Origin of the sequence: Sphingobium yanoikuyae (assembly GCF_013001025.1) — a bacterium.
GTDB classification, from domain to species: domain Bacteria; phylum Pseudomonadota; class Alphaproteobacteria; order Sphingomonadales; family Sphingomonadaceae; genus Sphingobium; species Sphingobium yanoikuyae_A.
Genome location: NZ_CP053021.1, coordinates 1,850,686 through 1,865,732, shown reverse-complemented (window position 1 = coordinate 1,865,732; position 15,047 = coordinate 1,850,686). Strand labels below are relative to the sequence as shown.

Here is a 15,047-nt window from a genome sequence, read left to right as displayed (position 1 = left end):
CTGCGATATATCGACCGATAAAAAGAGGCACTCTATTCCAAAGACGATAGGCGGGACTTCATGCCCGAATGGTTATGCGGGAGGCGTGGACGGTGCAGTGCCTGCCCGGCGCGCGGCAAGTTGCTGCGGCGTCTCGTGCATCCGCAGGATCAGCGACTGACTGGCAGTCGCCATCAAAAGCCCGGTCTCGTCGAACAGGTGCATGGTGCCGTGAACCACACCATGGTGGATCGATTCGATACGGATGTCGCACAATATCCATTCAGCCGGTTCTATCCGCGCATAGCGGATGGTGTTGTCCAGGCTGTTGCCGCCGGCAAAGGCGCCGATCGCATTGCCGATCGCGACGGAGATATAGTCCGCGACAACCGCCAGCAGCAACGGGTCGGCCAGCAACCCCTCGTTAGAGCGGATCCAGAAGGCGACCCGACCATCATCGCTACGGCCTTCGGGCCGCTGCCCATCCGGGTACCGCCCATGGGCGAGCCGCACCTCGAACCGGCTTTGCAGGCCATCTTCACCCGCGCGCCAGCTTTCGACCGCCGGGCAGTCCCCAGGCGGCGCGACCCGGGGCATCGGCACCCATTGATCGGAAATTGCGCTATCCCGCGCGCCCAGCGCCGCGATGACACTTATGATCTTGCCGTCTTCTATATGTTCGAGCACCTGGGCCTGGCTGGTCTGGTTGCCCGCGACAGGGATCCAGACGTCCAGGTCAACCGTCGATCCCGGTCGCGCAAAGGAAAGATAATGGGCGGTCGCCCAAATGACCGGGCGGCCACTCGTTCGCTGCATCGCGTCGATCGCAGCCGCCAGCCCCACTCCGCCGAAGAGGAAACGACGTTCTGGCAGGCCAACGCACAGGTCCATCGTCACCGGCAAATGGAAGCGATGGGAATTATGAGTGGCGCGCAGTTCGAACAAGACTTTGGACACGGGATTCCTCACGGCGATGATGGATGAAGATGGACGAAGGTTGGGATCAAGAACGGGCTGTCGATCCTTACCCCTCGGCGGCTCTCGTCTGGCGAATGGCAGGCACCAGCCCGCCGTCGATACGCAGGTCTGTGCCAGTGATGAAGCCGGCGCGCTCTGACAGCAGGAAATCCACGGCATTGGCGATATGCAGCACCGATCCCATACCGAACGGCGTGGCGACGATCGCCGCACGGGCGGCGGGATTGTCCGCTGCCTCCTTGACTCCCATGGGGGTCCGCATCGTCCCCGGCGAGATTGAGACGATCCGCCTTCCGACCCTTGCCCAGGCGGCGGCGCGACGCTCGCACATGCGGATGACCGCCGCCTTGCTATAATTATAGGCGGGCGACCCGGCGCCATAGCGGTCCCCTACCCGCACCATCTGCTGCAACAGCCGTTCGGTTGCGACCAGATTGGCCATGAGGATCTTGTCCCAGGGCGCGAGCGCCGGGGAAAGCCCGGCGGCATGAACGACGCCCGCCAGCCGCCCCTCCGCGCGCGCGGCACGCACGATTGTCGCGGGAACGGTTATGTCACCCATATCGCCCGCGATCCGCACCAAGACCTCATGCCCTTCGTCCGCCAGCGTGTCGGCGAGGATATCCAGCCTCGCCTGGTCCATGTCGGTCAAAGCCAGACGGTAGCGATGGCCCAACAGCCGGGCGCAGGCCTGGCCCATGCCGCCACAGGCGCCGGTGATCAGAATGACGGGGCGATTGTCGGACACAGAATCCTCCCATATTCGTCTTGCGCGGCAGAGGTGATCGGCCGGCTCGATCGCTGCAGACAGTCGACTCCACGACGGCATCGGAAATTTTTGCTTTGCATCACATCATCAACTAAGTAGTCGAGGTGAATCGAGTTACTCGCCTTGGCAGGCAGCGAGCCATTGTGCAACCCAGGAGAAGAATGTGTCCGAAGCCTATATCATCGACGCCGTCCGTACCCCGCGCGGAATAGGCAAGGTCGGAAAGGGCGCGCTCGCCCACATGCACCCCCAGCATCTGGCCGCGACCGTTCTCAAGGCGATCGCGGAGCGCAACCAGCTGAACACGGCCGACGTCGATGACGTGATCTGGTCCACGTCGACCCAGAAGGGCAAGCAGGGCGGCGACATGGGCCGCATGGCGGCGCTGGATGCAGGCTACGACCCCAAAGCTAGCGGCATGACGCTGGATCGCTTCTGCGGCGGCGGCATCACCGCCGTGAGCATAGCCGCAGCCCAGATCATGGCCGGGATGGAGGATCTGGTCGTCGCCGGGGGCACCGAAATGATGTCGCTCACGGCGACCATGACGCAGGAAGAAATGGCCGCAGGCATCATGCCACTGGGCATGGGCTCGGGCAATGCGCGGCTTCAGGCGGTCCATCCCCAGTCGCATCAGGGCGTGTGCGGCGATGCCATCGCCAGTATGGAGGGCATCAGCCGCGAGGCACTCGACGCGCTGGGTCTGGAAAGCCAGAAGCGGGCCGAACGCGCCATGGCCGAAGGGCGTTTCGACAAGTCGGTGGTGCCGGTGATCGATGATGCAGGCCATGTCGTGCTGGTGAAGGACGAATTTCCCCGTCCGCAGACCACGGCCGAAGGCCTGGCTGCGCTCAAGCCTTCCTTCACCGCCATCGCCGACATGGCGATCGATGCGGAGGGCAATACGCCGCGCAGCCTGATCAATCAGAAATTCCCCGACCTCACGATCGAGCATTTTCATCACGCCGGCAATTCATCGGGCGTGGTGGATGGCGCTGCGGCCGTGCTGCTGGCGTCCAAGGATTATGCCGAAGCGCATGGCCTGAAACCCCGCGCCCGGATCGTCGCGACCGCCAATGTCGGCGACGACGCGACCCTGATGCTTAATGCACCGGTACCTGCCGCCAAAAAGGTGTTGGCCAAGGCGGGCCTCACCAAGGACGATATCGACCTGTGGGAGATCAACGAGGCATTTGCGGTAGTCGCCGAGAAGTTCATCCGTGACCTCGACCTCGATCGCGCGAAGGTGAACGTCAATGGCGGTTCGATCGCGCTTGGCCATCCCATCGGCGCGACGGGGGCCATCCTGATCGGTACCGTTCTCGATGAACTGGAGCGCACTGGCGGCCGCTACGGCCTGGTCACGATGTGCGCCGCAGGCGGCATGGCCCCTGCAATCATCATCGAACGCATCTAACACAGCCTTTCACACGGACGAGCAGACCCCCGAAGCGCGATTGCGCTTCGGGGGTCTTTCTTTTGGCAGTACCAGCCTTACGCCGGGCGTTAATTTCCATTTGACACTTATGTTCCATTATGGAATTTATATGTCATGTTACAGCGCGGCGAAATTTTCATCCAGCTTGTCGACGAGATCTCCCGCGCGCGCGGGCGCACCGATCTGGCCTTTCGCTCCATTCGGGAAGCGCATGACCTGACGGAGGTCGAGAATGTGGTGCTCACCGCCGTCACCCATGCGCCGCGCCCCTCCACGGTGCCCCAGATAGGAAGGTCGCTCGGGCATCCGCGCCAGGTCATCCAGCGCGCCGCCGATGCACTGGCGGCGCGGGGCCTGATCGAATGGCAGGACAATCCCGATCACAAGCGCGCGCGCCTGCTGATTCCCACGCCGCAGGGTACGGCGCTGCGCGAAGGCGATGATGCGGAAGGATTGCGCCTCGCCACGCTGCTGACAGAGGGGATCGACCCGGCGCTGATCGCGCGCGCGGTCGCGGACCTGCGCACCATCCGCATGGGACTGAACGAAAATCTGCGCGTGATGGCTGAACGCGACGAAGCGGGAGATGATGCATGAGCGATGATCTGAATGGCCTGGTCGACATCCCCAAACTGACGGCTTGGCTCGACGAACATATTCCGCAATTGGGCGACGGCCCGCTGACCGCAAGCAAGATCCATGGCGGCACCAGCAACGTAATACTGTCCCTGGAGCGCGGCGGCGAGACGATGGTGTTGCGCCGCCCGCCGGTTATCGCGCCCCCGGGCAGCGAGAAGAGCGTGCTGCGCGAGGCGCGCGTGCTGACCGCGCTCAACGGTACACCCGTGCCGCACCCGATCTGCCGGGGCAGCTGCGCCGACGCCGACGTGATCGGCGCGCCCTTCTATATAATGGACAAGGTTGATGGCTGGGCCGCGTCGATCATAGACGAGCATATCTATCACCAGGCGCCGTTTGACCGGGCACCCTACGAATATGGCGTTGCTTATGCGATGGTCGACGGACTCGTGGCGCTTGCCAATGTCGACTACAAGGCGGTCGGGCTCGAAGGCTTTGGCAAGCCGGACAATTATCTGGAACGGCAGGTCGATCGCTGGGAAGGCCAACTGCTGAGCTACAAGGAACTCTATGATTATCCTGGCCGTGAGTTGCCGGGATATGAACTGACGCGCGACTGGTTGCGCGCCAACATCCCCTCCTCCTTCAAGGCCGGGATCATCCATGGCGACGTCGGCACGCCCAACGCACTGTTCGCCGACGGACCGCCCTGCCGTCTCAACGCGCTGATCGATTGGGAGCTATCGACAATCGGCGATCCGCTGCTGGACCTTGCCTCCTTCACCAACGCGATGCGGGACGAGGCAGTTCCGGACGTGCTGCCCTCCAAGCGGCTCTATAATAGCGAGAACTGGCCGACGCGGCAGGAAATGGCTCGCTATTATGCGGCTGGCACGGGTCGGGACATGGCTGATTTCGACTATTATGCAATCCTGGCCATGTTCAAGGGCGGGTGCATCCTGGAATATAAGGTCGCGCAGTCGCAGGCAGGCATATTGTCCCACGAGACGGGCGTCTTCTTTTCCCGCCTGGTGCTCGAAAGCTTCGCCAACGCCGCGGACCTGATCCGCCGGATCGGCTGACATCCCCATAGGATCTGAGAGGATAGAGTCATGGATTTTACCGTAGACCCCGCGTTCCAAGCCAAGCTCGACTGGATGCTCGACTTCGTGAAGACCGAATGCGAACCGATCGACCTGCTCTTCCCGCATCATGGCGACCCCTATGATACAAGCAATGCCAAGGCGCGCGCCATCATTGCGCCGTTGCAGGACCAGGTGAAGGCGCAGGGCCTGTGGGCCTGCCATCTCGACCCCCATCTGGGCGGCAAGGGCTATGGTCAGATGAAGCTCGCCTATATGAACGAGATTATCGGCCGCTCCTATTGGGCGCCGACCATCTTCGGCACCGCCGCGCCTGATACCGGCAATGCCGAGATCTTGGCGATGTTCGGCACGCCGGAGCAGAAGGCGCGTTACCTCCAGCCACTGCTCGACGGCGACATCGTGTCCTGCTTTTCGATGACCGAGCCACAGGCGGGGGCCGACCCCAAGGAATTCGAGTGCCGCGCGGCACGCGATGGCGACGAATGGGTGATCGAGGGCTATAAATGGTTCTCATCCAACGCACGCTACGCATCGTTCCTGATCGTGATGGCGGTGACAGACCCGGACGCACCAGCGCACAGCCGCATGTCGATGCTGGTCGTGCCGGCGGAAACGCCTGGCATCGAAATCATCCGCAATGTCGGCACGATCGGCGACGACCCGCTGGACGACAGCCACGGCATCCACGGCTATATTCATTATAATCAGGTGCGCGTGCCGCTCGACGCGATGCTTGGTGCGCCGGGCGACGGCTTCAAGGTCGCGCAGGCGCGGCTAGGCGGCGGCCGCGTCCATCACGCCATGCGGACGGTCGGACGCTGCCAGCGTGCGTTCGAGATGATGCAGGAGCGCGTCGTGTCGCGCCGCACGCAAGGCAAGCTTCTGGCCGATCACCAGTTCGTGCAGGGCATGATCGCCGACACGGCGATCGAGATCGAGCAGTTTCGGATGCTGGTGCTGAAGACGGCCTGGGTGATCGACAACGAGCCGCATGGGGCTGCGCGCACGCTGATCGCGATGTGCAAGGTACAGATGGCCAAAATCTACCATGACGTGGTGCAGCGCGCGATCCAGATCCACGGCAGCTATGGCGTCACGAACGAAACCGTGCTGTCGGCCATGTGGATGAGCCTGCCCAGCCTGGCGCTGGCCGACGGGCCAACCGAGGTGCACAAGGTGCAAGTCGCCAAGGCCTATACCCGCAAAGCCAGGCCGTCCCAAGGTCTGTTCCCGACCGAGCACATTCCCGACCGGCTGACAGCGGTGCGCGCCAGATATGCCGACATCCTGGCCGACTCGACGCTGGAGGTGGCGGCATGAGCGATCCGCTGTTCGACCTGACCGGGAAGGTTGCGCTGGTCACGGGCGGCAGCCGCGGGCTGGGACGGGAGATGGTGCTAGCCTTTGCCGAGCATGGCGCGGACCTCATCATCGCCAGCCGCAAGCTGGAGGCGTGCGAGGAAGTGGCCGCGCAGGTGCGGGCGAAAGGCCGCAAAGCGCTGGCCTGGTCGGCGCATTGCGGGCGATGGGACGATATCGACGCTCTGATCGAGGGCAGCTATGCGCAGTTCGGCAAGGTCGACATTTTGGTCAACAATGCGGGCATGAGTCCCTATTGCCCCAGCCACGAAGTGACTGAAAAGCTTTTCGACAGCGTGCTGAACCTGAATTTCAAGGGGCCGTTCCGGCTTGCCAGCCAGATCGGCAAGCGGATGTATGATGGCGATGGCGGCACGATCATCAACATATCCTCGACAGGGGGCGTGATGCCGCTGCCGGGAATCATCCCCTACGGCTCATCCAAGGCCGCTCTGAACGCAATGACGCTGTCGATGGCGCATGAATATGCACCCAAGGTGCGTGTGAATACGCTGTCGGCCGGGCCATTCCTGACCGACATCGCCGATGCCTGGACGCCCGAGGCTCGCGAGACGGCACGCAATGCCCTGAACCGGCCCGGTCGACCCGAGGAGGTGATAACGTCAGCGCTCTACCTCGCCAGTCCGGCCTCAAGTTACACCACCGGCACGCTGCTCCGCGTGGACGGCGGCACTTGGTAGGGCATTGGGTGAGGACAATCCCAAAGGTCCACGCACGACCGCACCGCCGGTCGTGATTCGTTTTCTGCCTATTTTGTCAGCCACTTGGCCACGAATAATCTGCCTTCGGAAAGGTCCATTCGTCGCAAAATTCAGTGACCCGCCTCAATTTTCCCAAAAAATCGCTGCGCACCCAATCTGCAGCCCATGATCGGACTAGCGCTCAACCTGCGGCCTCGCTACGGGACAAACTTATATAAATAGGTTCCTGTTTTCGGGTCGGGAGAGTATGCATTGCCGTTACTTAGAATGAGCCGCCTTTCGCGTTCAACTCTGTCGTTGGGCGCTCTGGCCGTCACATGCAGCCTGTGCTGGACTGGCGCGGCCAGCGCCCAGAGCGCGCAGCATGGTCCTGCCGATCCAATGCCGAACAAGGGTGCGACACAGCCTGAACAATCGGACAAGACCGGCTCTCCATTATCGCGCTTATCACCCGGATCCTCATCGCTTGCGCCAACGGGCAGGCCGGCAAAACGCAATCCCAAAGACTATGCGCGCTTCGACAAGTTACGCGAACCCATGCTGACAACGCAGTTCCCGGGCATCATCGACACTATCGTGGGCAATCGCGGCGGCTTTCGCGACGCGCTGGCCGATCACGGCATCGGGGTCGAGATGCAGTCGGCTTCGTCAGTTCAAACATCTCTGACCGCCACCGGTATGCCGAGCGATCCACAGGTCTACAATGGCCAGAAATTTACGCTGCGCAACAACGCGCTCAACATCTACGTCACCAAGACGCTGGACGACATCGCCCTGGGCGACACGATGCTGACGGTCGGCGGCGGCTATTCGGTAACAAGCTTCGCCCCCAATGCCGCAATTCGATCACCTTCAAGACGCTGTCCATCTATCATGGCTTCGCCAATCATACGGTGGAGGTGAAAGCGGGCTTCTTGCAGAATTATCTGCATTTCGCGGGCCTTATCACCGGCGGGAATCCGACATTGACGACGGGGCTTGTCTCGCTGCTGCCCGTTCAGGCTGGCCTGAGCGCAGAACCGGCCACCACGCCTGGCGTCAACGTCCAGATCAACGGCAAGAAGAGCCTTTACCTGCTGGGCGGGGTGCAGCGATCGCTCAACCCCCGCGGAATTGCAGAAGAAATCCGAACGAACGGAATCGGCCTTGATTGGCATCAGCATAATGCCAAAGCTCTTGATATCGGCGAAGTGGGTATCCGGCGCAAAGCATCTCCCACGCAGCGCCGCTTCTGGGCGCGGGCGGGCTATCTCTACAACATGTCGGATTATGACCGCTTCCTGGGCGGCAGCGACCATAATTATTCCTATTACGCGCTGATTGATTATCAGGCGACCCGGCCCGACAACCAATTGTTCTTCCGAGGCCTTTATCTGGGCGCCAGCTACAGCGCGGCGCGCAAATCAGTCAGTGCTTTCAGCCATGCGGGCGAGATACGGGCCTATTATGTTGGCCCATTCAACGCCAGGCCGACCGATTCTTTAAACCTGACCGTCAGTTACAATCGGTTCAGCGAAGACCTGCACGCATCCTATGCGCTGCGCGGAATCGACACCGCCCGGCACCAAGTCGGCATATCGGGTGCCTATGCAGTCCATCTGGGCCCCGGCGTCCGTATCGCACCCGCACTGCAATATGTGTTCAACCCGACGTTCCTACCGGGATACAAGAATGTGCTGCTGGGGTCGGCCTCACTCTTTCTGGCGTTCTGAAGCATAGGAGTCGCTCCAGTCAGGATTGACTGACTGGAGCCGACTTCCGTCACGCTACATTATTTACCGGTGAATACCGGCGCACGCTTGCTCTTTACCGCATCCAGCCCTTCCTTGAAATCCTCCGTGCCCAGCAGGATCGCCTGGTTGAGGACGTTGGTGGACCATTCCGCCTCCATGGATGTCTCCAACCCGCGATGCAGCGCTTCCTTCACCTGTGCATAGGCGAGGGGAGCGATGGCGGCGAGTTCCAGCGCCAGTTCCCGGCCGCGATCGGCCAGCGCGTCGATCCCGACCAGTTCGGACGCCAGACCGATCCGCTCAGCCTCCAGCGCCTTGACTGGCAGGCCGCGCAGCACGATCTGTGTGGCACGGCCAAGGCCGACGAGCCGCGGCAACAGAAAGACGCCACCCAGCGGCGGCATGATGCCCAGTTTGATCCAGCTTTCCTGAAAGAAGGCATTGTCCGCCACAATGCGGAAGTCGCAGGCGAGCGACAATTCGCAGCCGACGGTGACGGCGGCCCCCTGCACCAACGCAACCGTGGGTTTTGGACAATGGTAGATGCGCTTGGCTGCGCCCTGGAAATGGGAGTAGATCTGCGCCTTGATCTGCGGCGCCGGGGTGCGGGTGAGTTCATCGAGAAAGGCAAAATCGGCGCCCGCGCAGAAATGTTTGCCCGCCGCTGCCAGCACGATCACAGACACGGCAGGGTCGGCAGTCAGCGCGTCCATGCCCCGACAGATTTCCTCCATAGTCTGCGGGCGCAGCGTATTGCCCTTTTCGGGCCGGTTAAGGGTCAGGGTCCCGATACGGTCGGCGACGGAAAGGGCGATATCCTCATATTGGCTCATACGGGCTCCTCTGATTTATGGATTTTGCCCATAACATAGTTATACAGGTTGGCCAGCCCACCTCGCCTCGCTGACGCCTTATCGCTGCTTGGTCGGGTCGATCATCGCGATGAAATTGGCGATCTGCTCCTCACCGCCATTGGGGCGCCAGCCGGACACGGCCATCGCGTCGCTGCTGGGGTCGCTCCCATGACGCATCCGCCCCTTATTGTCCTCCATCGCATCGACGATGAAGCGGGCGGCATCCTCGATCGACCAGATGGTGAAATCGCCCGCGAACAGTTCGCGCTGACGCTTCGCCATGGCTTCATAGGCAGGATATTCGATCGCGTGTGCGACACGGACCGTAACAGACTCCTTGTTGATACCGGTCTTGACCGCGCCGGGCAGGATTTCCAGAACGGAGATGCCGAACTGTTCCACCTCAGCCCGCAAGGTTTCGGTAAAGGCCATCATCGCGCCCTTGGTCGCGCGGTAGGGTGCGAGGAAGGGCATGGGATTATAGATCGATCCGGAATTGATGTTGCAGATCAATCCTTTGTGTCGTGCGCGCATGATCGGGATGGCACGCTGTGTCATGGCGACATGGCCGAGAAAATTGACTTCGAAATAGAGCCGCCATTCTTCGAGCGGGATATGTTCGATCGGAAGATTCTTGAGGCGGATGCCGGCATTGTTGACCAGCACGTCGAGATCATCTGGAAAGGCGAAATCGCCCGGCCGGGTTATGTCGAGCACCTGAACGTCGACCGCGCCGGGCAAACCATGCACCGCCTGCTCCACATCGGCGCGCTGCGCCTCTTCATAGATGAGCGCCAATGTCCTGTAGCCCCGCCGCGCGGATTCTGCAGCGATGCCAAGGCCGATGCCGCCGCCTGCGCCAGTCACCGCCATAGTGCCGTCGATCCTCATCCTCACCGCCCTTTCTTAAACAGGTTCCTGTTTCTGATATGGAAGAATGATCGGGAGAAAAAGGAGAAATCGACGAAGCGCATTCGTTACCATTCGCCTTCCCGCGCGACGGCCTCGCGCATCGGCGCGAGGCCGATGAAAAAGAGCAGCGCGGTGATCGGGCCAAGGACGCCGTAGGTCCAGGCCAGCGCGAGACCGATGCTCGCGTCGGTGGCGAATATATGCTGCGTCAGGAAACCGACGACCGCTGGCCCCAGGGTCATTCCGAACAGAGCCACGCTCATCAGATAGAGCGCAGATATCCGCCCGCGCAGGTGCGGCGGCGTCGCGACCTGCACGGCCGACGCGCCGATCGCGCCCATGTTCAGCGGGAAGATGATGATCAGCGATCCGGCGAAGAACAAGGTCGGGTTCGGCGCAAGATAGGTTGTAACACCGAACAGGCCCATTACGACGCCGCCCACGACATAATAGCGGAAATGCGCGTCCCGCTGGCCACGCGCGAACATCCAGTCGACGATGCGTCCGCCGATCAGCAGGGCCGCGACGCCCGTAACCAGACCGAAGGCGCCCAACGCATAGCCCGCCTGCTGCACGCTCCAGCCGAAGGAACGGATGAGGAAGGTCGGATTCCAGGCAAGCCGCGCATAGACGAGCCCCATGACCAGCGAGAAACCGAGAATCTGGCAGAAATAGAAGGCCTTGCGACTGGCCATGAAGCGGAACACGTCGCCCCATCCCGCGCCCACGCCGGCCGGTCGCGTACGCTCAGGTTCATGGATGAAGATGGCCAGCGCCGCGAGGACGAAGCCTGGCAGCGCGGTGACAACAAAGGCGAACCGCCATGCCTCCAGCCGGCCAAGCAAGGGGACGGCAATGCCGTTGGCGGCCATGTGCAGGATATAACCACCGATCGCCAGAGAGCCTTCCGCGCCAAGCAATGCGCCAATCATGAAGACTCCCAGCGCGAAGGTCAGACGCCGCTTGGGGAACAGGTCCGACAAGATGGAATAGGCGGCGGGCGCCAGAGCCGCCTCCCCCGCGCCCACGAAAATGCGGGCGATCAATATATGACTGTAGCTGGTGGCGAGACCCGCCGCCATGGCGGCGCAGGACCAGATGAGGACGCCGCCCATGACGATCCAGCGGCGCGGATAGCGATCGACAGCCATGCCGAGCGGGAGGCCGCACAGAGCGTAAAGCACGGCGAAGGCGAACCCCTGTAGCAGGCTGACCTCGAAATCGCCGACGCCGAATTCCGCGCGGATGGGCTTGACCATCAGCGATATGATCTGCCGGTCAAGATAGGCCGTCGCAAAGAGCAACATGAGGATGATGGTGCTGGTCCAGGCGACGATCGGCCGGGGATAGCCGTGATCGTCCATGGGAGTGGCAGCATTTCCCACGCGATTTTCTGCCGTCACCGTACCGCTCATGACCTGCCCTCTCCTCGCCGGCCTTTTGCGGCCTGACCCCTATACGGTAGCGATTTGGCAGCAATCCGAAAGCGATTTGTGCGCAATGGCGTAAAGGCGTGGTTTCAGTCGAGCGGAAACGGCTTCATCGTGCGGGTTTCGGGCGGCGTGATTTCATGGAGCCGGTCGAGATAGTAACGCAGATAGCCGTGCCAGCTTTGCCCTGCCGCCTCTCCGTCGCCCGCCTCGATATGGGCGATCATTTCCTCCTTAATGCGGATTGCGGTCAGGAAACGGCTCTCCTGGTCGGGATCGTGCGGCAGCGCGCGAGACAGGACGGATAGCTGCATGTCGGCAATCTCGCCGATCACCAGACACAGGAGCCGCAGCGATTCGCTGCCGCAATTGCGCACGAGCAACTCGCGAAAATCGCGGCCGCGCTGGTAGAAGCTCGGCCGGTCATGGACGATGAAACGCTGCGACGCGGCATTTTGTGCGAGTTGGGACAGTATCTCGCGGGTGCCATGGCGGGTGAAGGAGCGGACCGCGGCAGGTTCGATCGTCATGCGCGTCTCGAAAACTTCGGTGATCGTCGCATTGCGCATTTGCAGGAACACGCCCGCGAACAGGGCGATTCGGCTGGGATCGGGCGGAACGACCCGCGCGCCGCCCCGATTGCCGCGCTGAATTTCCAGCAATCCTTCCGATTGGAGGATGCGCAAGGCTTCGCGGCAGGACGGGCGCGACACGCCGAACCGCTCCATCAATTGATGTTCGGCCGGCAGCATCTGCCCCACGCCCCAGGTGCCGGCGGCAATTTCGCTGCGCAGCGTGGAGGCGATTTGGTCCGCGACATTGCGCGAGGGAAGGAAGGAATAGTCGGCGGTCATGACCCTACTTCTAGGAAGGGCCGCCCGGCTTTGCCAGCCCGCACATTTATATCGCTATCGATTTGAGTCTATCCGATTGACAATTGTGCCGCGCCGTAGTTTCTCGACGGCATAAAAGACGAAGAAGACAGGATGGGAGAGAGATGATGAAGTGCGTATGTCGTGCTGCGTCCGGCGCAGCATCCATGATCGCCATGACGGCCGCGATGTCGGCCCAAGCCCAAACATCCGCCACGTCACAGGCAGACGTGCGATCCGATGGCTATACCGACATCATCGTCACCGCACAGCGGCGCGAGGAGCGTTTGGTAGACGTGCCCGCATCCATCGTAGCGATCAGCGGCGAGCAGCTGACCCGCGCCGGCGTCAACGGCATGGACGACCTCACGCGCCAGGCACCGGGCGTCATCATCAACAAGACCGGCGCATATCTGCAACCCACCGTGCGCGGCATCGGCGCCAGCGTGCAGGGTGGAGGCGCGGAATCGAATGTCGCCATATATGTCGATGGGGTCTATGTCGCCAGCCAGACCGGCGCGATGTTCGACCTGGCCAATCTGGAATCCGTGCAGATTTTGAAGGGGCCGCAGGGCACCCTGTTCGGGCGCAACGCCACCGGCGGCGCGATCCTCATCACGACGCGCGACCCCAGTCATGGTCTGTCCGGCCAGATCAACGCCAGCTACGGGCGGTTCAACGAATATAAGTTGAGCGCTTATGTGACCACCGGGCTGACCGATACGCTGGCGGCGGATCTCTCCACTTATTATCGCAGTTCGGACGGGTTCGTGCGCGACCTTCGCACCAATGCGCTGCGCGGTGAGCAGTCGAGCCTGGACCTGCGGTCCAAATTGCTGTTCGAACCCAGCGACGACGTGAAGTTCGTCCTGTCAGGATCGCACAATGAAACCAATGATCCGGCTGGCCTCAACTATACCTCGCTCAACGGCAATACAGTAGGCCGCAACTTCCCCAATTCCCTGCCCGTCGCCACCGATCGCCGCCATGTCAGCCAGGAACTGCCGACCAGGATCGACGCCAATACCGAGTCTGTGGCGCTCAACGGATCGATCAAATTCGACTTCGCAACGCTGAACCTGATCTCAGGCTATCGAACCGAAGAGGACTATATCGAGACAGACCTGGATTCGAGTTATGCGCCCGCATCCTATGCGACCTACGACCAGTTCAACGACAGCTTCAGCCAAGAAATCAATTTCACGTCGCCGCCCGGCGCCGATTTTTCGTGGGTCATAGGCGCCTTCTATTATTGGAACGCGGCGGGATCGAAGAGCTGGAACCTCAACGGCCGTCCTTTCTACAAGGCGCGCATCACCAGCGATTCCATTTCCGGCTTTGCTGACGGCACCTATGACCTGGGCAGAGTTTCGGTCATCGCGGGAGTGCGTTACAGCAGCGAAAAGCGCCGGTTCAAGCGCGGGCTGCCCGGCGCAGCCTATACGGTCGATACGTCCGCGACCTTCAATTCGTGGACGCCACGTTTCGGCCTGCGCTATGACGTGGGTGATCGGTCGAACATCTATGCGACCTTTTCCAAGGGCTTCAAGAGCGGCCTCTACAACATCTCGTCCCCATCGACCATTCCAGTGTTGCCGGAGAAGATCGACGCCTATGAAGTCGGTTTCAAAAGCGCGAGCCGGCTGCTCGATTTCAACGCTGCGGCGTATCTGTACAAATATAACGACATTCAGGTCACGGCCTATGACTATACGTCCGGGGTGTCACGCCTGTTCAACGCGGCGAAAGCCGAGGTCTACGGGTTCGAGCTGGATGCGGCCTGGCGCCCGTCCGCCAATTTCGATGCGCGCGCGGCGATCGCCTATACCCATGCCGAATTCACCCGCTTCCCTGGCGCTCCGGCGTTCACGCCGTCCGCCACGCTTCTCAACGGTGCGCCTTGCCCTGATCGCAACTGCGGCAATGTGCAGAGCCTGGCCGACGCCAGCGGAAACCAGATGCTGCGCGCGCCCGAACTGACACTGAGCGCGGCGGCCAATTACCGCTTCCCGCTCGGCAATGGCGGGGAGGTGGCGTTCGGCGTGCGTCCTTATTGGTCGAGCAAGATCAACTACAGTTTCCAGGAGCGTATCCGCCAGCCATCCTATTTCACGCTGGATGCCGACATCAGCTGGTCGCTGAACGAACAGGTCCGCTTGACGCTGTGGGGACGCAATCTGACCGACGCCACATACGCAAATTCGCGTTCGGAAAGTTCGGCCCGCGACGCCATCGCCTGGGCGCAGCCGATCTCCTACGGCATCGCAGGCAGCTATAAATTCTGACACCATGGCCCGCGCGCTCGCCTCACCAGGC

14 protein-coding genes are annotated in these 15,047 nt (G+C 61.7%); 8 read left to right on the top strand and 6 right to left on the bottom strand.

The features are described 5' to 3' along the window. Positions 1-72: 72 nt before the first annotated feature. Positions 73-936, bottom strand: a complete 864-nt coding sequence (locus tag HH800_RS09350; RefSeq protein ID WP_169860861.1) for an acyl-CoA thioesterase — start codon at positions 934-936, stop codon at positions 73-75. A 67-nt stretch (positions 937-1,003) separates the two neighbouring features. Continuing rightward, positions 1,004-1,705 carry an SDR family oxidoreductase gene (locus tag HH800_RS09345; RefSeq protein WP_169860860.1) on the bottom strand — a complete coding sequence of 234 codons (702 nt, stop codon included), beginning with the start codon at positions 1,703-1,705 and terminating at the stop codon, positions 1,004-1,006. Between the two features lie 184 nt (positions 1,706-1,889). Here HH800_RS09345 and HH800_RS09340 point away from each other — a divergent pair, with 184 nt between their 5' ends. From HH800_RS09340 to HH800_RS09310, 7 genes are all read left to right on the top strand, one after another. Continuing rightward, on the top strand, positions 1,890-3,143 hold the full coding sequence (locus tag HH800_RS09340; RefSeq protein ID WP_169860859.1) for an acetyl-CoA C-acetyltransferase: 1,254 nt from the start codon (positions 1,890-1,892) through the stop codon (positions 3,141-3,143). A gap of 135 nt (positions 3,144-3,278) precedes the next feature. After that, positions 3,279-3,761 (top strand): MarR family winged helix-turn-helix transcriptional regulator, encoded by a 483-nt coding sequence (locus HH800_RS09335; protein WP_169860858.1) that lies wholly within the window; start codon positions 3,279-3,281, stop codon positions 3,759-3,761. Continuing rightward, complete coding sequence (locus tag HH800_RS09330; protein WP_169860857.1) at positions 3,758-4,825, top strand: phosphotransferase family protein; 1,068 nt, start codon at positions 3,758-3,760, stop codon at positions 4,823-4,825. The genes HH800_RS09335 and HH800_RS09330 overlap by 4 nt, the downstream gene beginning before the upstream one ends. Positions 4,826-4,855: 30 nt before the next feature. After that, on the top strand, positions 4,856-6,169 hold the full coding sequence (locus HH800_RS09325) for an acyl-CoA dehydrogenase family protein (protein WP_169860856.1): 1,314 nt from the start codon (positions 4,856-4,858) through the stop codon (positions 6,167-6,169). After that, positions 6,166-6,909: an SDR family NAD(P)-dependent oxidoreductase gene (locus tag HH800_RS09320; RefSeq protein ID WP_169860855.1), complete on the top strand. Its 744-nt coding sequence runs from the start codon at positions 6,166-6,168 to the stop codon at positions 6,907-6,909. Before HH800_RS09325 ends, HH800_RS09320 begins: the two co-directional genes overlap by 4 nt. Before the next feature lie 288 nt (positions 6,910-7,197). Then, entirely contained in the window at positions 7,198-7,833 is a 636-nt protein-coding gene (locus tag HH800_RS09315) for a hypothetical protein (protein WP_169860854.1), read from the top strand. 11 nt (positions 7,834-7,844) lie between these two features. After that, on the top strand, positions 7,845-8,642 hold the full coding sequence (locus HH800_RS09310; protein ID WP_169860853.1) for a carbohydrate porin: 798 nt from the start codon (positions 7,845-7,847) through the stop codon (positions 8,640-8,642). A 59-nt stretch (positions 8,643-8,701) separates the two neighbouring features. On the opposite strand, the gene HH800_RS09305 is transcribed toward HH800_RS09310, so the two are convergent. The 4 genes from HH800_RS09305 to HH800_RS09290 form a co-directional block, all read right to left on the bottom strand. Beyond that, positions 8,702-9,496: an enoyl-CoA hydratase/isomerase family protein gene (locus tag HH800_RS09305; protein ID WP_169860852.1), complete on the bottom strand. Its 795-nt coding sequence runs from the start codon at positions 9,494-9,496 to the stop codon at positions 8,702-8,704. 78 nt (positions 9,497-9,574) lie between these two features. Then, a complete protein-coding gene (locus HH800_RS09300) occupies positions 9,575-10,408 on the bottom strand; it encodes an SDR family NAD(P)-dependent oxidoreductase (RefSeq protein ID WP_169860851.1) in 834 nt (277 codons plus the stop codon). A gap of 86 nt (positions 10,409-10,494) precedes the next feature. Beyond that, complete coding sequence (locus HH800_RS09295; protein WP_169860850.1) at positions 10,495-11,844, bottom strand: MFS transporter; 1,350 nt, start codon at positions 11,842-11,844, stop codon at positions 10,495-10,497. Positions 11,845-11,948: 104 nt separating this feature from the next. Then, a complete protein-coding gene (locus HH800_RS09290) occupies positions 11,949-12,713 on the bottom strand; it encodes a FadR/GntR family transcriptional regulator (protein WP_169860849.1) in 765 nt (254 codons plus the stop codon). Between the two features lie 185 nt (positions 12,714-12,898). Between HH800_RS09290 and HH800_RS09285 the strand changes: the two genes are divergently transcribed. Next, a complete protein-coding gene (locus HH800_RS09285) occupies positions 12,899-15,016 on the top strand; it encodes a TonB-dependent receptor (protein ID WP_169860848.1) in 2,118 nt (705 codons plus the stop codon). Positions 15,017-15,047: the final 31 nt, after the last annotated feature.

What these genes read in the sequence shown, in the direction of transcription:
- HH800_RS09335 (WP_169860858.1), top strand. Translation starts at nt 3,279, where the DNA reads ATGTTACAGCGCGGCGAAATTTTCATCCAGCTTGTCGACGAGATCTCC.
- HH800_RS09330 (WP_169860857.1), top strand. Translation starts at nt 3,758, where the DNA reads ATGAGCGATGATCTGAATGGCCTGGTCGACATCCCCAAACTGACGGCT.
- HH800_RS09325 (WP_169860856.1), top strand. Translation starts at nt 4,856, where the DNA reads ATGGATTTTACCGTAGACCCCGCGTTCCAAGCCAAGCTCGACTGGATG.
- HH800_RS09320 (WP_169860855.1), top strand. Translation starts at nt 6,166, where the DNA reads ATGAGCGATCCGCTGTTCGACCTGACCGGGAAGGTTGCGCTGGTCACG.
- HH800_RS09315 (WP_169860854.1), top strand. Translation starts at nt 7,198, where the DNA reads ATGAGCCGCCTTTCGCGTTCAACTCTGTCGTTGGGCGCTCTGGCCGTC.
- HH800_RS09305 (WP_169860852.1), bottom strand. Translation starts at nt 9,496, where the DNA reads ATGAGCCAATATGAGGATATCGCCCTTTCCGTCGCCGACCGTATCGGG.
- HH800_RS09300 (WP_169860851.1), bottom strand. Translation starts at nt 10,408, where the DNA reads ATGAGGATCGACGGCACTATGGCGGTGACTGGCGCAGGCGGCGGCATC.
- HH800_RS09295 (WP_169860850.1), bottom strand. Translation starts at nt 11,844, where the DNA reads ATGAGCGGTACGGTGACGGCAGAAAATCGCGTGGGAAATGCTGCCACT.
- HH800_RS09290 (WP_169860849.1), bottom strand. Translation starts at nt 12,713, where the DNA reads ATGACCGCCGACTATTCCTTCCTTCCCTCGCGCAATGTCGCGGACCAA.
- HH800_RS09285 (WP_169860848.1), top strand. Translation starts at nt 12,899, where the DNA reads ATGATCGCCATGACGGCCGCGATGTCGGCCCAAGCCCAAACATCCGCC.